19 protein-coding genes are annotated in these 15,810 nt (G+C 51.5%); 13 read left to right on the top strand and 6 right to left on the bottom strand.

Going from position 1 to position 15,810, the window contains the following annotated elements:
* Positions 1-4: 4 nt before the first annotated feature.
* A complete protein-coding gene (locus NT073_RS18385; protein ID WP_297376352.1) occupies positions 5-787 on the top strand; it encodes a hypothetical protein in 783 nt (260 codons plus the stop codon).
* 11 nt (positions 788-798) lie between these two features.
* Here the strand turns inward: NT073_RS18385 and NT073_RS18390 are convergent, their stop codons facing one another.
* On the bottom strand, positions 799-996 hold the full coding sequence (locus NT073_RS18390; RefSeq protein ID WP_297376354.1) for a hypothetical protein: 198 nt from the start codon (positions 994-996) through the stop codon (positions 799-801).
* A gap of 57 nt (positions 997-1,053) precedes the next feature.
* On the opposite strand from NT073_RS18390, the gene NT073_RS18395 reads away from it, so the two are divergent.
* Positions 1,054-1,290, top strand: coding sequence for a hypothetical protein (locus NT073_RS18395; protein ID WP_297376356.1), 237 nt, complete (start codon positions 1,054-1,056; stop codon positions 1,288-1,290).
* A 47-nt stretch (positions 1,291-1,337) separates the two neighbouring features.
* On the opposite strand, the gene NT073_RS18400 is transcribed toward NT073_RS18395, so the two are convergent.
* Positions 1,338-1,490, bottom strand: a complete 153-nt coding sequence (locus NT073_RS18400) for a hypothetical protein (protein ID WP_297376358.1) — start codon at positions 1,488-1,490, stop codon at positions 1,338-1,340.
* Between NT073_RS18400 and NT073_RS18405 the strand changes: the two genes are divergently transcribed.
* The 10 genes from NT073_RS18405 (at position 1,489) to NT073_RS18450 (ending at position 13,199) form a co-directional block, all read left to right on the top strand.
* Entirely contained in the window at positions 1,489-1,920 is a 432-nt protein-coding gene (locus NT073_RS18405) for a hypothetical protein (protein WP_297376360.1), read from the top strand. The two genes, NT073_RS18400 and NT073_RS18405, sit on opposite strands and share 2 nt — an antisense overlap.
* A 23-nt stretch (positions 1,921-1,943) precedes the next feature.
* Positions 1,944-2,282 carry a glucosaminidase domain-containing protein gene (locus NT073_RS18410; RefSeq protein WP_297376362.1) on the top strand — a complete coding sequence of 113 codons (339 nt, stop codon included), beginning with the start codon at positions 1,944-1,946 and terminating at the stop codon, positions 2,280-2,282.
* A gap of 12 nt (positions 2,283-2,294) precedes the next feature.
* Positions 2,295-2,594 carry a DUF2829 domain-containing protein gene (locus NT073_RS18415; RefSeq protein WP_297376364.1) on the top strand — a complete coding sequence of 100 codons (300 nt, stop codon included), beginning with the start codon at positions 2,295-2,297 and terminating at the stop codon, positions 2,592-2,594.
* Complete coding sequence (locus NT073_RS18420) at positions 2,594-2,782, top strand: hypothetical protein (RefSeq protein ID WP_297376366.1); 189 nt, start codon at positions 2,594-2,596, stop codon at positions 2,780-2,782. The genes NT073_RS18415 and NT073_RS18420 overlap by 1 nt, the downstream gene beginning before the upstream one ends.
* Positions 2,779-3,612, top strand: coding sequence for a hypothetical protein (locus tag NT073_RS18425; RefSeq protein WP_297376368.1), 834 nt, complete (start codon positions 2,779-2,781; stop codon positions 3,610-3,612). Before NT073_RS18420 ends, NT073_RS18425 begins: the two co-directional genes overlap by 4 nt.
* A complete protein-coding gene (locus tag NT073_RS18430) occupies positions 3,609-4,115 on the top strand; it encodes a hypothetical protein (RefSeq protein WP_297376370.1) in 507 nt (168 codons plus the stop codon). The genes NT073_RS18425 and NT073_RS18430 overlap by 4 nt, the downstream gene beginning before the upstream one ends.
* A 1-nt stretch (position 4,116) precedes the next feature.
* Positions 4,117-6,168, top strand: coding sequence for a DUF5977 domain-containing protein (locus tag NT073_RS18435; RefSeq protein WP_297376371.1), 2,052 nt, complete (start codon positions 4,117-4,119; stop codon positions 6,166-6,168).
* Entirely contained in the window at positions 6,169-6,735 is a 567-nt protein-coding gene (locus NT073_RS18440) for a hypothetical protein (RefSeq protein WP_297376373.1), read from the top strand.
* A gap of 97 nt (positions 6,736-6,832) precedes the next feature.
* Entirely contained in the window at positions 6,833-11,791 is a 4,959-nt protein-coding gene (locus NT073_RS18445) for a phage tail tape measure protein (RefSeq protein ID WP_297376375.1), read from the top strand.
* Between the two features lies 1 nt (position 11,792).
* Positions 11,793-13,199: a hypothetical protein gene (locus NT073_RS18450; RefSeq protein WP_297376377.1), complete on the top strand. Its 1,407-nt coding sequence runs from the start codon at positions 11,793-11,795 to the stop codon at positions 13,197-13,199.
* Positions 13,200-13,383: 184 nt separating this feature from the next.
* On the opposite strand, the gene NT073_RS18455 is transcribed toward NT073_RS18450, so the two are convergent.
* Both NT073_RS18455 and NT073_RS18460 read right to left on the bottom strand, forming a co-directional pair.
* A complete protein-coding gene (locus NT073_RS18455; RefSeq protein ID WP_297376379.1) occupies positions 13,384-13,791 on the bottom strand; it encodes a hypothetical protein in 408 nt (135 codons plus the stop codon).
* A 78-nt stretch (positions 13,792-13,869) separates the two neighbouring features.
* On the bottom strand, positions 13,870-14,055 hold the full coding sequence (locus tag NT073_RS18460; RefSeq protein WP_297376381.1) for a type II toxin-antitoxin system HicA family toxin: 186 nt from the start codon (positions 14,053-14,055) through the stop codon (positions 13,870-13,872).
* A gap of 265 nt (positions 14,056-14,320) precedes the next feature.
* On the opposite strand from NT073_RS18460, the gene NT073_RS18465 reads away from it, so the two are divergent.
* Positions 14,321-14,926 (top strand): recombinase family protein, encoded by a 606-nt coding sequence (locus NT073_RS18465; RefSeq protein WP_297376383.1) that lies wholly within the window; start codon positions 14,321-14,323, stop codon positions 14,924-14,926.
* 150 nt (positions 14,927-15,076) lie between these two features.
* Here NT073_RS18465 and NT073_RS18470 read toward each other — a convergent pair whose 3' ends face one another.
* The gene (locus tag NT073_RS18470) at positions 15,077-15,523 is read right to left on the bottom strand and encodes a Fic family protein (protein ID WP_297376385.1); all 447 of its coding nucleotides are present in this window, start codon (positions 15,521-15,523) and stop codon (positions 15,077-15,079) included.
* Positions 15,516-15,686 carry a hypothetical protein gene (locus NT073_RS18475; protein ID WP_297376387.1) on the bottom strand — a complete coding sequence of 57 codons (171 nt, stop codon included), beginning with the start codon at positions 15,684-15,686 and terminating at the stop codon, positions 15,516-15,518. Before NT073_RS18475 ends, NT073_RS18470 begins: the two co-directional genes overlap by 8 nt.
* Positions 15,687-15,810 lie beyond the last annotated feature (124 nt).

Below are 15,810 nucleotides of genomic sequence, written 5' to 3' on the forward strand. Positions count from 1 at the left end.
GAACATGACCGTACGACAAGAACAGCCCCGTAACTCCTTCCGGGAAGTCCATCTCAACGATGCTTCACAGCCCCAGGGGCCTGATGCCAACACGTTGGCGCAGGAAGTAGATGCCGAAGAAACCGAAGTGAATGCTGTACAGGAGGCCCTGGAGCTACGTAAACAGGAGATTGCCACCAAGAAGGCAAACCTCGCTGAGACCCTCCGCAACCAAAAGCTGGAGAAACGCACCGCTAGGCTCGCTGATGCGGCCGACTACCGGGAAATTGCCCGGACCAGCACCGATCCGGAGCGGGCGAAAGAGTTCCTGCGGCAGGCCAAAGCCGCTGAACTGGAGGCTACCCAGCTGGGGGCTGAACTGAATCTGAACGAGCCAGCCCCTGTGGAAACACAAGAACGTAAACCACTCCGGGTGCTGTCCACCAACAAAGCCATTGGCTGGATGGTGGGTCTGTTCGTCTTCTTCGTGCTGCTCTCCTATATTTTCGGTGCCCCCCTGAGTGCCGATCCGATGAATGCCATAGGCCAGTCGATGATTAAAAATGCGCCGGTGCGCGCCCTGCTGAGCTTCACGCTCACCTTCCTGACGGTCCTGGTAGCCGTCTTCCTGATCCGCGTTTGTTTTCCCCAAATTTATCGAATATGGCACAATCAAATCGACTCCGAGCGAACGCTGGAGCAGTTACTTCAAGAAGCGCCCGCCTGGGCTGTATTGGGCTCCTTATTGGCCTTATTCTACATGTTCATGCAGCTTTTTGCCAGTTTCTACCAGGCTCTGTACGCGTAGCGACGCCCGGCCTAGATTCCCTGAACCGAAAGCGGGTCTGTCTGCTGGAAACTGCCGCCAGTCAGGCCCATGTCAAGGAAAAAAGTAACCGGAATGATCATCCGCAGATCGATGCCTATTTCCGGGCCATCGGCTGGGCGCATCCGGAGCGGCTTGGCGCGGGTGCCAAGCCCTGGTGCGGGGCCTTCGTGGGTTGGGTGTTGAAACAATGCGGGGTACCCACACCCAAGGGTGCCAACCTGGCTGCGGTGGCCAGCTACAACGCCATGAAGAAACTACGGCTGCCAGCGGGTTCCCACGCAATTCCGGGCGACGTGGTGACCTACCGGACCTGGAGCCACGTCGAATTTGTCAACTCGTGGCCACTCGACCCGCGCATCCGGATTTTTTACGCCAGTGGCGGCAACACCACGGCGGGTAACAATGTGCAAGGGGTGTATATCAATATTCCCCGGCCCAAACAATACGTGCGCAACATTGTGCGCTTTGTCCCCGAAACATGATGAAAAGAACGTTTAATCTACCCGCCTGGCTGTTTGGGCTGGCCGTTTTAGCCCAGCTGCTGCTGGCGGGTCTGTGTACCAAAGTGCTCTGGTCGAATCACCAGCCCAAAGGCTGGAGCCTGGATTCGGCCACCTTTTACAAAACCCAATTTGAACAGGGTAAACTCAATCTTAATCTGTATATCCAGCAACAAAGTCATGAGGAACGTTTACGTAAACTGGATAAAAAACGGCTCACCCGCTTTCGCCAGATTGATACTATGTCTGTGCCTGCTCTCCAGTCTGAATTCGACCGCCTGTACAATCGACTCCCTGAAGATCCTCGATCCCAAGCCGATTCGACTCACCGCAAACGGAGCCCGTCAGGTGTTAAAAGACAAAGCCAGCCTGATCATGCTCCAGGGCGTAGTAGCAAGCCAGGACACGCTGTTGAGCCAACTCCAGAAGGCGGTGAGCAGTCAGCAAAAAACGGTGAAGACACTGAACGAATCCCGTCAGGCCGTCATCGACTCAGCCAGGCAGCTGCAAACCAATCTGGACAAAAAATCGCGCAAACTGCGAGCCGCCCGGCTGGAGAACTGGCTGGTTCGGGGGGCAGCCGCACTTTATCTGGCGCTCAAACTAATCTAACCTACTGGCGACTGATCCGGGGCATGGGCTATACTTATCCTGATATTGCCTTCGCCATTTCGGCGGTTGAAACCGGCTACTGGTGGACGCAACCGCCTGGTTTCAACCTGTTCGGCATGAAAAAAAATCCGCGCGGGTTCTACGCCAGCCTTTCAAAGGATGGGTACTGTCGGTATACATCTGAATCGGCCTCACTGGCTGATTACGGAGCGTATGAACGGCAGGTGATCGCCAAATACAACCTGGTCTCCAGAGCCGCTTATCTGGGCCATATCCACCGCAGGTTTTGTCCTACTGCCAGCTACCGGGTCAAACTAGCTTTGGCTTTTCAAACGCTGGCTACCATTCGGTCACTCACCTAAAATCTTTTTGTTATGTTCAGTTTTGCGATCGCGGTTGAAGCCGTCAAACAAGGTAAACGAATAGCCCGCAGTGGCTGGAACGGTAAAGGGATGTTTGTCTTTCAGCGACCGGCTGATACATTACCTAGTGCCATTCTTAGTAACGTCAAAAGTTTACCTGAATCAGTAAAATCTTTTTTGATTAACGAGGATAAGGGGAGTGTCCTTTTTACCGCTTACCTGTGTATGTATGCCGCTGACGGTTCAATCGTCAATGGTTGGCTGGCCTCTCAAACGGATATTCTTGCTGAAGACTGGACCATCTTAGATTAATGTCGCAGACGCTCACCAACATTATCACGACACTGGCTGGCCAGGCTGTATCATTCGGCCTGGCCGCTTTCTTTTGGCAGTACATTCAAAAGAAGCTGGAGAAGATCGACGACGTAGATCGTCGCGTGCACCGCCTGGAGAACCGGGACGAGATGCGAAAAGAACTTGGTTTAGACAATCACAAATGAAGACAATCCAATTTGGCCCCAAGACCTATAAGGTCGCTGAAAACTGGAGCGAACTGACGCCCGATCAATACCAGCAGCTTATCCTGTGCCCTCGGCTGAAGGTAGATGGTTCCTACGACACCCTAGAAAATGAGGCGGCAGCCTGCCGGGTCTGGCTGGGCATGAACGCTACTTTATGGGCTTCCCTGCAACTGGCCAACTGGCAATGGGGCCAGCTGCGGCAACAATTCAACTGGTTGTTCACCACCTTGCCCCAGGGCAAACCACCTATCGATACGTTTTTTCACGCTGGGGTTAACTACCATCTGCCCGCAGCGGATTTCGCCGATACCACGGCCATTGAACTCTCGTACGCTAACATGGCCTACGTGGCCTTTGCCAATCCAAAAGAACCCGAACCTGAAGCATTGGACCGGCTGATCGCCATTCTGTGCCGACCACGCCGGGTTGACTGGCGTAAGTTCCAGAAATCACGGGACTGGAACGGCGACGTGCGCGAACCTTTCTCGGAACCCCGTATGGTGGAGCAGGCGACTCGCCTGGCTTCGCTCGACATGAGCCTAAAGCTCGTTATTCTGGATTATTTCGAGCGCTCCAATAACGTCTTCCTGACCGACTACGGTGAGTTGTTCGGCGGTAAGCAGGAGCCTCGTTACGGGGATGGGCGCGGCTGGGTGATGCTGCTCAAAAACGTGGCCAAAGAGGGTCATTTCGGTGATTTCGATAAGGTGTGCAGCACCCCAGCCCATCTGTTGTTTGCTTCGCTGCTGGATGATCTACTCGACAAAGAGGAAGCCCAGGCTACATCCAATAACCAACCCATTCAATGAAAATCACGGACCTGATTACCCTGACTGATTTCTTTGAAGGAATCGCCAAACGTACCGAGGGGATCGATTTCTTTCTTCCCCTGAGCAACGGCGAAAAAGCCATCGATGAGATTGAGAGCTACTACACCAACGATTACAAAGGGACGACCGCCTTTTTTCAAATGGCCGAAAGTGGACGAAAAGACAACGGGGCTGGCTTGGAATCACTCACGTTCATGTGTTCGATGACGGTTGCCCAAAAGCCTGATGGCGTTGGCGCCCGCGCGGGGCTGATCACGCGCGATCGTACTCAAAAATTACTACTGTCCATGCTGGGCCAGATTGAATTGGCCGTCGAAGCCAGCATCGAGGAACTGGAGGATGAAGGCGAAAGCTACGAATTCAGTGTAGCCCCCGCCGAGCGCATGTTTCCGATCGGGCAGTTGGCCAACGTCAATCTGGAGGGGCATTACATCGACATCGATGTGACGATCCCGGCCAATCACCTCTTATACCCCGCCTGATATGGACCCACTTCTGCAAACCCTGTCGTTTTTACCCCTGCGTTTTTCCCGTAATCCCATCGCCTACACCATCGATGCCGCTCCGGATTCGATTCCGGAGCGGCAGAATCTGTCGTATCTGCTGACGTTAAAGAAGCCCCGGTCTTACGGATCGGGCGAATACAACACACTCATCACCCTGCCTGGCCGGGAATTTCCCCCGCGTGCAGAATTGGGAGCAACGGTTTACCCAGGAGCGCAGTTCGATGTGAGTGTGTTTATCGATGACCTTCTTTTACGCACCCCACCTACCCCTACCCAGACCGGTTTTGTGGCCTGCGTGGATATGATCACGCCCTATCTGACCCAAACCCGGGTAGAGAATGCAGGTGTGCTGCTGGCTGGCACCAACCAGACCTTACCACTGGAGTACGCCCTGAAGGGAGCCCTGTCGGTCGAGCAATTTGCGGGCTGGCGGGATCAGTTCTTTACGACTTACCTGAGCCAGAGCCGTCAGTTTCTTACCTGGCAGCCAGCGCAAAAATGGGTGGAAACCAACCAACCCGAATTTCTCTACTACCTGGTTAACTTTTCGCCCAAACCAAGCGAACTGCGGCTTCGGGTGGCGATTCAGTATACCGATGGCAGCTCCGATCTGCTGACCGGGCTGAGTCTCACCACCGTCAGTCAGTACACGGTCTACAGCATTCCCGTTGGCTTTCAGGCGCTGGGTCTGGCCGCGCGTGAAGAACTTACGAGCAAAACGGTCCAGTCCTATCAGGTATGGGTCAGTTCTGAAACCAATGCCCGGCTGTCTGAAATACGAACCTACCACGTCAACCGGGACTACGAACCCAACACCCTCTACCTGCTCTTTGCCAACTCGCTCGGTGGCTACGACACCCTGCGCTGCACCGGCCAGACCAGCCGCAACCTGACCGTAAAAGGTACGGCTGCCCAGCGCGCGCTGTTAGCGGATTACCTGCCCACCAGCGCCGAACTGTTTTCCAGAGATCGCAAAGGGGAAAAGGTGCTTGTGGCCAATACGGGCCTGCTCGATGGTGAGCTGCTCGACTACCTCTCGGAGCTGAGCCTGTCGGACGAAATCTACGTGGCCACCCAGGAGGGATTCGTGGCCTTAGTGCCCTCCGATAACACACTCAATCTGCGCACCGATGATGAAGATCTGGCCGGTCGCACCTTCACATTTACCCATGCCAAAATGGAGATCGGCTACAGCGCCCTACCAATGGCACCGGTTACTGAGCTTCGGGCCACGCGCTGGGTACCCATCAACACTTTCTGTCTCATCAACGAGAACGGCGTGCGGACGGGCCTGATCGGTGCGGCTCAGCTGGAGCTTCATTATGCGGATGATGGCTCGCTGGTCAAACCCCGTCAGATCAAAGCCAACGTACCCGGTACCGATGGCTACCAAACGCCCGTTACCACCTCAGCCTGTGCGCCCGCTACGACACCCTTCCTCAACAGCGCCATTAGTCGGACGGGTACCTATATCCGCAATAACTGCCCGGCCAGTCAGTATGGCGGGTACGCTACCCTAAGCATACCGGCCGGTACGTACGGTGCTCAGACCGCCGAGCAGTTGCAGGCTCGCATCGACACCGCCCTTGTCAATATGGACACCCAGGCTTACGCTAACGCAAATGGTCCGTGCCTGCTGAATCCCTATGATTACGTGGTATCAGTGCCCGCCGGTTCCTTCCGCTTCCGGACCAATGCGCCGGAATATATCACCGTTTTTTATGACGGTTCACCCACCGCGGGCAATGCCTGGCAGCTGGATCGACCGCAGGCCAATGTGTACCCGTATGCCCAGAACGATCTGGAACTGCCCATCGGTGCCAACCCCTCGCTCTGGATGCTGATGGTTCGCGCACCGGGAGCCGGCAGCAATCGGATTCGGGTCTACCGGAATGGCGTGCTGGTCAGCACACGCACCGATATTCCGTTCAATAGTGATCTGGGAAAACCCATGCTCGGGGCTGGTCTTCAGGTGGCCAGTGGTGACCGAATCTACATTGACATAACGGTGCTAACTCGTTACTGGTAAATGGCCACATCGATAAAACTAACCCAGGAGCAGTTTGAGCAAGTAGCGGCTGATGTAATCGGGCGCATCGTGGGTGAAGCCTCGATTGTCATGCAACGCAAATTGCAGGCGGCTGGTCTGGTGTTGACGGGGGAACTCCTGAACTCGCTACGCCATCAGCAGGTGATTGTCGGCCGTGAACTGTACGCTGAATTCAGCATCGGTTTTTCGGGTTATGGCCGCTTCAAGGATATGCGCAAGCTGCTCTATGGCAAGCTGCCTCCAGCCGAAGTGATGGAAGAATACGTTCGCCACGTGGGGCTTGATAAATTCAAGTATGTGCCTGGCTACTTATTGGGAGCCAACTACCGGGTGCTGCACATTCCTGATACCAGAGCAATCAACCGGATTGCCTGGGGCATTTCGGTCAACATCATGAAGCAGGGGGTAAAACGGAGTAAGAAAAACGCCTTTTACAACCCCACTCGTGGGAAGCTGATTTACGAAACGGGCTATAAATTACTGGAGTCGATGCCCGAACCAATTCTGAAGGCCATCAAGCAGCAATTTGAGCAACAATCCACTTAGTACACAACGCCCTGCCAGTATTGGCAGGGCGTTTTTTTGTCCTACCTGCTCGCATTTGTAGTGTATTTCTTCGCTGTTGGTAAAATCCACCAGCACTATGCAACTCAAAGAGGAAGCTCTATTTACCCTCAAATTCGATGGAAAGCCCGTCATCAACCAGTTGGGGGAACTGGAGCAGCGTCTGAATGACGTCAAAGAGGCCCAAAAGACAGTCGAGAAGGGGACAAAGGAATGGGCCGAAAATAAAGCCGAAATCAAAGCCCTCGAACTCAGCATCAAGCAGGTCCGGGAGGAAATGGGCACCACGGGCATGACCGTTCAGCAGTTGAAGGGATACTATAAGCAGTTGGCTGTAGAGATCGACAAGCTCACCCCCGGTACCGAAGCCTATATCAAGAAAGCGGCTGAGATGCAGGAGGTCAACACCGCTCTGGCTAACCACCGGCAGACAATCCGGGGGGTGAATGAGGAAGTTGAAAAACAGCCTAGCCTATGGGAGCGGGCCAAGTCAACAGCGGCTGGCTACCTGGCTGCGTTTGGCGCTACCGAACTGCTGGAGCGTGCGTTCAGCTTTGTGCAGGACGGCATTAAAAAGGCACTGGCGCTATCAGATATGATGGCGGGTGTGGCCAAAGCCACGGGCCAGAGTGCCGAAGAAGTGCAGCAGTTGTCGCAGGAGCTAGACAAGATTGATACCCGCTCGTCAAAAGAATCTCTGATGGATATTGCCCAGATCGGGGGACAGTTGGGCGTAGCCAACACCGAACTACTGGGTTTTGTCAAGTCGGTCGATATGGCCAACGTCGCCCTGGGGGACGAGTTCAGTGGTGGTGCTGAAGAAGTCAGCTCAAAGTTGGGTGGTCTGCAAAAGCTGTTCAAAGAGACCAAAGACCTCCAGGCCGGTGAAGCTATCAGTAAAATTGGCTCAGCCATTAACGAGTTGGGGGCTGCCGGTTCAGCTACCGGTCCCGTCGTTGCTGAATTTACCGCGCGCATTGGTCAATTAGGGGATCTGGCTCCCCAGATTAGTCAGACACTGGGCTTAGGGGCTGCCTTTCAGGAGTTGGGTATGACGGCTGAAATTAGCGCCAGTGGTCTGACCAATATTCTACAAACGGCCTCGGTTGATACCGCCACGTTTGCTCAGCAGATTGGGGTGAGTGATGCCCAGATGAAAAACTTCATACGGAATGACCCCAATGAGTTCCTGATGCGCTTGGCAGAAAGTTTTAAAGGGGTTCCCATCGACGTAGTGAACACGCGTTTGGTAGAGCTAGGCATCAAGTCGATGGAAGCCAATAAGGTGATGAGCCTGTTGAAGGATCAGACCGACATGGTTCGTCAGAAACAGGAACTCGCCAGTAAGGCAATGGCCGAAGGGACCAGTCTGCAAAAAGAGTTCAACACGGTTAATAGTAACGCTGCGGCTGAGTACGAAAAGTCCCAAAAAGCCATTGCCCTCATTGCCACTGAAGTAGGTCAGGGTCTGTTGCCCGCTATCACCACCGGTACTCGCGGTGTTATCGCTTTTGTCAATATTATCCGGGCAGTCCCTGAATTTGTTTCCGAGAATCGGACCAGTTTTGCGGCTTTAGGCGTAGCCGTGCTGGCCTTCAATGGTCATCTGATTCTCGCTACGGCCGCCAGCATCGCTCATGCGGCGGCTGAAAAGGCCCGTCTGATATGGACCAACTCAGCAACAACCGCGCAGGTAGCTTTAAGTGCTGCTATGACAGCCAACCCCATTGGTGTTATAGTTGCCGCAATAGCCCTTTTCGTCGCTGGTTTGGTTGCTATCTATAACAATTCAGAGACAGTTCGGGGGGTAATCAATGGCCTTTGGGAAGGCATAAAAGTAGGCGTGGGTATCGCTGGTGATATTACATCGGCAATTGTTGGCTTCATTAAATCCGGGCTGGAACCCATGCGTCCGGCGTTGGAGTTGGCTGGCCATCTGGCTAGTTCACTCTGGGATTTATTTAAAGAGGGCGTTGGGTTTGTGGTGTCAATCCACCAGGCCATTCTTTCGTTTGTTACCGGTGGTCTGGGTCAGATTGGCACCGCCCTCACGCCCGTACGAACGGCTCTTTCCAGCTTTTGGAGCCTGATCGATACGGGCATTACCAAGATCAAGGATATCGGCTCAACCATTGCTTCATTTTTACACCTAGATACGCTGGTTACCAAAACGAAACAAGCTGCTTCTCAGATCGGCGATGCCTTCAATAAGGGCTATGGTGAAAAATTAGCCGAAGGTCGTCCGAAACAGCTAGCCGATCATGATCAGCATCTGAGCAACAAGAAAACGCTCGAAACCAAAGCCGCCGGCGAAATGGTCAACATCGTGACTGCGTCGGATCAGAAAGCTCTTGATAAAAAGGCTGCCCAGTCTGAAAAACACCGGGCAACCGAAGCCAAAAAAGAGGCTGATCATGCCAAGAAGGTCAACGATGAAGCCATCAAGGCTACTAATGAGGGATTGAAAAAAATCGAAGACATGCGTATTGCTTCGATCAAAGATGATCTCCAACGGGAAATAGCCACCATTCGTCAGAAGCGGGATGCTCAGGCCGAAGCCATGATGGCCAGTAAGGCCAGCTCCCAAGTAAAAGCAGTCTTCGAAAAAGCCCTTAACGATCAGATGATCCGGGATATCGAAAAAGCAGAAGCGGCCCATCTGAAGAAAAAAGAGAAAGAAGATGGTGAAACGGCCAAACGCATTCTCGACCTGAAAATCAAACTATCGGGGGATGAAAACGCGGATAAGCTGCAAAAATTGCAGGATGTCGCCGTCGCTCAGCGTGCCCAGGTTGAAAAGGATATCAAGCTGGATACGGATAAAGCGAAAATGCTCAAGCAGATTAATGATAATCTGATTAAGGATAAAGAGCGGGTCGAAGAAGAGTACCGGCGTAAAAATGCCCAGCAAACGCAGGCCCTGCTGGATGCGCAGTTTGCCGCGACAATGGCCGACGCGCAGAACCGGTTGTCGCTGGCGGGCTCCAATGCGAGTGCCATCTTCAACGCTAAGAAGGCGATGCTCGATGCGGAGTACAACCACAACAAGCAGAAGCTAATCAATGAGGCTGCTGAAGAGAAAGCCCGCAACAATGAATCCATTCAGGATGCGGATCGTCGGGCCGCTGCCAACAAAGCCATTGATGACCGGCTAAAAGCCCAACTTACCGCCAGCGACATCAAATATGAAACCGATAAAACCCAGCTTCACCAGGAAAAAACGGAAGCCCGACGCCAGAAAGTAGCGGAGTATTATGATGCTGTCATGAGTTTTATGGAAGGTGACTTTAAGTCATTCGGCACCTTCCTGCTCAATAAAATTACGGCCAAAAAGAAAAACCTGACCGAGCAGCAACAGGCCGAAGTCGATATGATCGACGAAGTGGGTCAGTACACGGTGATGGCGGTGCAGGCCCTGCAAAAGCTCTCCCAGATGAAACTGGATAAGGAACTGGCCAACATCAAAAAGGAGAAAGATACCCAGCTGGCATCGTGGAAGGATAAATACGATAAAGGTCTTATTACCAAAGATGAGTATGAGAAAAAGGTTGATGAAATCAATAAGGAAGCTGACCAGAAAACGAAGGTAGCCCAGCTGGAGGCCTTTAAGCGTCAGCAGAAAATCGATATTGCGATGGCTGTTATTAACGGGGCACAGGCCGCATTAAAATCACTCGCTATGCTAGGCTGGCCACTGGGGCTGATTGCGGTGGCCGGTGCGGTGGCTACGACCGCCGTTCAGATTGCCATGATCAAAAAGCAACAGCCACCCAGCCTGGCAAAAGGGGGTCAGATCAGAAATGCGGGGGTGCCTAATGGTCCACGTCATGGCGCCAGTTATGGCGATTCGGGTCTATCCATAACCCGACGCGATACGGGTGAAGAAGTAGCCGAAATGGAAGGGGGCGAACCCATTATGGTGTTATCTAGAAACACCTACAGCAATAACCGGGGCGTGGTGGATCGGCTCTTACATTCTTCTCTTCACCGAAATGGTGCACCGATTATGCTGAACGGAGGTATGTTCGGCTCGGATGGCGGCACCTATGGTGACTCGCTCCGGAAAGGTGGCGTTCGCATGTTCTCCGACGGAGGCTGGATGGATGTAATTAACAACAACGATGCTGGCAGTTCGGGTGGTGGTGGCGATGGTGGTGAGAGTAGTGGTGGCGTGAGTAGCGAAACTAGCACTGATCTACAAGGGCAGATCGACCAAAGCCAGAAAACCCAGGATGATATTGCGGCCAATACCCTGGCCACAGTCGATACGCTTAAACTGATGATGACCAGCCTGGCTGATATTCAGCAGCAGGTTAAAGCCGATTCAGGAACCAACCAAACCATGCTGATGGGTCTGCGGTCTGAACTGGTGAACGGGTTGATGCAACAAACAACGGATTTCGCCCTGCAACACCTGGCGACTCGGGAGTCGATTCATCAGGATTTACTGGCCCTGCAAAGCACGATGAAATTTGAACTGCCTAACCTGAGCCAGGATTTGACCCAGGAATTTACGTTCCTGCGGCAAGCCTTATCGTTTGGGTTATTGTCGCTCCGGACGGGGATCAATACGGACGTGCTGAGCCTGAAAGAAACGACCAAAATGGGGCTGACCGATCTGCAAAAGATCCTTCATGATGACCTGACCAAATTGATCACCACCAGCAAGACCAGCCTGACGGATTTGGGCCTGAATGTGCATACTGATCTGGACAGTTTAAAGCTGGCGCAGGCTTTCCAGGGCATGGCCCTGCGCACCCAGACCCACAAGGATTTTACCGACCTGATCGATGCGCTGAAGGCCGCAATGGATGAGTTGCAGACCAAGACGCATCAGGATCTGTCGAGCCTGAGCGCCTCGACCAAAACCGAACTCCAGAGCGTTCAGGCCATTCTGAACGGGAGCCGGCAGGAACAGGGCTATCAAAGCGGTTTGCTAAGCCGAATCGCCAGTAAAGATTTGTCTGTTTCGGTGCAGACTTTTGTAAACGTCTTTAACCAGATCGACGTAGTTGTCGACCGATCCAACCTAAAATAACATGATTGATATTCGCATCGATGGTGAGTCGGCAGACCTTCTGCCAACGACCAGCCTTACGCTGGAGCGGTTCAACCCGCTGCTCGATTTTGACCAGATTCAGGGTTCGCGCGTTTACGGGTTCGATTTGCCAGACACGCCCACTAACCGTCGGTTGTTAGGCTATTTCTATCAGGATCAGGTAGGCTACCAAACCCGCATATTTCGCTGTGAAAAATACGTTCACGGCCAGCTTATTGAGCAGGGATTCGTGATGATCCGTCAGGTCGAGCCCACCTTCAGTCTGTACTTCACCCAAAACTTAGGTGAGATATTTGGCGATAGTCAGAAGTTACTGCTTTCGAAGCTGAGCCTGGGCAATGACGTGATCGCCCCACTGGCTACTGCCAACCACCTGATGGACCGGTACTGCTTTCCCACTATCCAGAATGACGCCTTTTACGGCAATCAGGCAGTAGAAGGGTTTACGGGCCTCATCAATCAGTACACACTCGCCACCGGTTATAATCCGACCGCGCGAGTACCCATGCCCTTTGTGAAGTGGGTGTTTCAGCAATTCGGCAACCTCACCGGCTGGACTTTTACGGGTCAGTTCTGGCAAGATCCCGATTTATGTCGACTGATTTTTTACAACCTGTTTTCCCTCGATGGTCAGAACTCGATCAACAGCAATAATCATCTACCCGACCTGACGCTGTCGAACGTGCTGATCGACCTTCGAAAACTCTTTAATCTTTACCTGGAGTTTGACGTACGGCGCAACATCTGCACCATGGATTTTGGGAATGAGGTGATCAATAGTGGTGATATTTTAGATTGGACCGATAAGGCGCACCCGAAGCATGTAAAAGCGCCCGACCTGGTTAACCGGCTGGAGCTATCGTATGATATCGACAGCAACGATGCGCTGATGAAGCCCGTACCACCCGCGATGGATAGCTATACTACGCCCGAAACGACAATCAACGAAGGTGGCACCACCGTGCCTATTAAATCGCGTTTTTCCACCTTACTGACTGATCCACTTACCGGACGAGCAGTGACCCAGCAGGCCGGCATTTCACCCAATAACAAAGACAGCAAGACTAATACGACCCCTAAATTCCTTTTTTGGCATGGAGTTGTCAACGATCAACCCCTGGCCACATCCGCCCATGGTAACCGGTCGCTGAACTGGCATGGCCCCAACAATCTGGTTGATGCCGGATATAAGCGTTTTGAGGCCTTTAAGGGAAACACCTTTTCGGTGAACAAGCTGGTGTTTCTGAGCCCTGCTGATCTGGCGCTATTCTCGTTCCGAAAGAAGGTTCACATCAAGGGAGTCAATTACGTGGTCGGCTCAATGAAAGCCGCCCTGGGGAATGATCGGGAGACAATCCCAACGGAAGTTAGTTTAGCCCGGATATAACCTAAACATCCCGACTCCTGGTAGGAATGTTTTTTGGGTATCCCAAAACGAAACTATTTAATTGGTTTTCGGGGAAACTTCCTTTATTCTATTTTAACTGTCTTTAAGCATTTAAAAAAACCCGGCATTCATTGAACGCCGGGATTCCGTACTCACCGTAACTGTGTATGTTGGCAAAAAGGGATTAGGCAAAATGAACCTGCTGTAAGGTAGTTGCGAGTTGATGAACAGCCTGCTCAATTTTTTTTGCCTGTTGACTGGATGGATGTTTATGGCCCGAAGCATACTGCCGCATCAATGTTTGATTGATACCTGCTCGGCTGGCAATGGCCCCCATCTTAAGCTCGGAAAAGACCTCAAAAAAGGCCGTTAGATCATACGTATAATCGAAGGCAATATTATCGATCGTAATACCTTGCCATTCAGGGAAGGCTTTGCCTTCATGCGCAAAAAAATCAGCAATCAGTTCCTTTATGTTGGAGGTTACTTCTTCAATAGTTTCACCCGAAGTTGTGTACAAAAAGCCGGGAGCTTCCACACGGCCCCATAGCTCGTCTTCCTGCTTTTCTAGAATTAATTCTAACGATTTCATAGCTAAGTCTTCCTTCTATATTTAATGGTGTATATATATACCGTAACTAAGTTAAGGGCCTAGAAAAAGGCCGGGTTGCTATTTCAACCCAGCCTTTTTCAAAAGGTCGTTCAACGTGCCGATTGGCACATCTTTCTTTCCATGTATTGGAACCGAAAGATTGTTGGGATTCTCTTCATGTTTTAAAATGAGATGACTCCCAGACTGTCGAACTTCCTGCCACCCGTTGCTTTTCAGCAACTTTGTAAGCTCAGAAGCCTTCATATTTTTTTATAGTTACGGTTTGTTGATGCAAAGGTAACAAAAATAATACCTTTGTCAAGGGTAAGGGTATTATTTTTGTTACCTATTTTATCGACTAAAGGGTAGCTATAGTCTTGTAAAATTAAACATCCATGGTGGTTACCAAAACGAAGGTTTTTGTACACGATCTGGATGAGCCTAAAAAAGCCCTAAAATGGTTTACTATTGTGGTTTATTTATTCATGGTTTATATTTAATAAAATAAACCAGTTTAAGTAAACCGTCTATGGTATTCGGGTATGGCCGGGTTTCGACCCGCGATCAGAATTTGTTTCTTCAGGAAGATGCCCTCAAAGCAGCCGGTTGTGAGGAGATATTTATGGAGAAAGTCACCGGCAGCAAAAAGAACCGGCCTGAACTGGATGCACTGCTGGCAAAAGTAAGGGAAGGTGATACCATCGTGGTCTGGAAGCTCAGCCGCTGGGGACGCTCCAATCAGGATTTGATCGAATTGATGAATAAGCTGCTGGCAAAAAAAGTGGCATTTGTCTGTTTATCGAATTCGATGGATACCCGGACGCCCGAGGGCAGATTGGTCTACGGAATATTCGCAGCTCTGGCCGAATTTGAACGGGAGACGATTGTGGAAAATACTATTGCCGGTCTGACGGCCGCTCGGGCACGTGGCCGGGTGGGTGGGCGTAAGCCGGGCCTCTCGAAGGAGGCTGATTTGAAGGCCACTGCGGCTAAAACGTTGTATCAAAGTGGCAATACCGTGCAAAAAATCTGCACGATGCTCCAGATCGGTAGCAAGCGAACCCTCTACAAATACTTGCGACTTAAAGGAGTGAAGATAGGCGATGAGCAAGTGACCGAAAAAGCTGACTCATGAAAAGCTAATGTTCGTCCCATATCGCCACGCCAAAACCGACCATAGACCCGAACACAGCCCCGGCAATGCCTCCAATTGCAGCTCCGATAGAGCCTATTCCCAGCGCGCTTGCCAGAAAGGTGCTTGATTCAAATCTTTTGGTCGAGATTTTCATGGAGTTAGCCTATGTGGCTGATTGACTACGGTTTTTCTCAATACGCGCTCAATGTGACGCATGCAATTGTCCTTATCGTCAGGAGGACTATCGGCTACATAATGAGCTAGATCGACTAAATCTTTATCTTCAATAAAAAGCTCCCGTCTGTTAATGTAGCACAGAAAACCAACTGTGATACAAGCCATTCGTTTATTTCCATTGGCTAGTGGATGTCCTTTGGCGATGTAATAGAACAAAGCGGATGCTTTCTTATAAAATCCTACATACGCTGCCCGGCCAAATACAGTTTGAAAGGGCGCATTGAGGCAACTCTCAATGCGGGCTTTACTGTTTTCGTTCAGGCTTGGAATGGGCTCGTTGCGATTGCGGTGTTCGTGCTGGGCAAGTGTCAGAAGAGTGTCAAATGACTTAAACGAAACAGCCGCAATCTGCTTACTCATAAGCGAGTTGCGTCATAGCCCGGCCATTCTTCTGGTAAAATCCTTTAACAAATTCTTCAATAACCTTATTGGTAGGAGCAGGCGTGCTCTCACAAACGTCTACGAAGCGGCCCGATACAGCATTTCTTTTGGCACTTGTACGTTTTTTTGCTTTTGTGTTCATGAATTGTTCCTTTGATAGATAAGCACTTTGCATTATTTAGTGACGCACAGTGTCATTTTTAGTGCTGTACAATACCAAAAATGACACTGTGCGTTACAAATCAACACAATTTTTTGTGTTTTGA

This window comes from Spirosoma sp. (assembly GCF_026391055.1).
GTDB lineage: Bacteria > Bacteroidota > Bacteroidia > Cytophagales > Spirosomataceae > Spirosoma.

Excerpts from the sequence above, each read along its gene's own strand:
- NT073_RS18385 (WP_297376352.1), top strand. The coding sequence starts at position 5 with ATGACCGTACGACAAGAACAGCCCCGTAACTCCTTCCGGGAAGTCCAT.
- NT073_RS18395 (WP_297376356.1), top strand. The coding sequence starts at position 1,054 with ATGAAGAAACTACGGCTGCCAGCGGGTTCCCACGCAATTCCGGGCGAC.
- NT073_RS18405 (WP_297376360.1), top strand. The coding sequence starts at position 1,489 with ATGAGGAACGTTTACGTAAACTGGATAAAAAACGGCTCACCCGCTTTC.
- NT073_RS18400 (WP_297376358.1), bottom strand. The coding sequence starts at position 1,490 with ATGACTTTGTTGCTGGATATACAGATTAAGATTGAGTTTACCCTGTTC.
- NT073_RS18410 (WP_297376362.1), top strand. The coding sequence starts at position 1,944 with ATGGGCTATACTTATCCTGATATTGCCTTCGCCATTTCGGCGGTTGAA.
- NT073_RS18415 (WP_297376364.1), top strand. The coding sequence starts at position 2,295 with ATGTTCAGTTTTGCGATCGCGGTTGAAGCCGTCAAACAAGGTAAACGA.
- NT073_RS18420 (WP_297376366.1), top strand. The coding sequence starts at position 2,594 with ATGTCGCAGACGCTCACCAACATTATCACGACACTGGCTGGCCAGGCT.
- NT073_RS18425 (WP_297376368.1), top strand. The coding sequence starts at position 2,779 with ATGAAGACAATCCAATTTGGCCCCAAGACCTATAAGGTCGCTGAAAAC.
- NT073_RS18430 (WP_297376370.1), top strand. The coding sequence starts at position 3,609 with ATGAAAATCACGGACCTGATTACCCTGACTGATTTCTTTGAAGGAATC.
- NT073_RS18435 (WP_297376371.1), top strand. The coding sequence starts at position 4,117 with ATGGACCCACTTCTGCAAACCCTGTCGTTTTTACCCCTGCGTTTTTCC.
- NT073_RS18440 (WP_297376373.1), top strand. The coding sequence starts at position 6,169 with ATGGCCACATCGATAAAACTAACCCAGGAGCAGTTTGAGCAAGTAGCG.
- NT073_RS18445 (WP_297376375.1), top strand. The coding sequence starts at position 6,833 with ATGCAACTCAAAGAGGAAGCTCTATTTACCCTCAAATTCGATGGAAAG.
- NT073_RS18450 (WP_297376377.1), top strand. The coding sequence starts at position 11,793 with ATGATTGATATTCGCATCGATGGTGAGTCGGCAGACCTTCTGCCAACG.
- NT073_RS18455 (WP_297376379.1), bottom strand. The coding sequence starts at position 13,791 with ATGAAATCGTTAGAATTAATTCTAGAAAAGCAGGAAGACGAGCTATGG.
- NT073_RS18460 (WP_297376381.1), bottom strand. The coding sequence starts at position 14,055 with ATGAAGGCTTCTGAGCTTACAAAGTTGCTGAAAAGCAACGGGTGGCAG.
- NT073_RS18465 (WP_297376383.1), top strand. The coding sequence starts at position 14,321 with ATGGTATTCGGGTATGGCCGGGTTTCGACCCGCGATCAGAATTTGTTT.
- NT073_RS18470 (WP_297376385.1), bottom strand. The coding sequence starts at position 15,523 with ATGAGTAAGCAGATTGCGGCTGTTTCGTTTAAGTCATTTGACACTCTT.
- NT073_RS18475 (WP_297376387.1), bottom strand. The coding sequence starts at position 15,686 with ATGAACACAAAAGCAAAAAAACGTACAAGTGCCAAAAGAAATGCTGTA.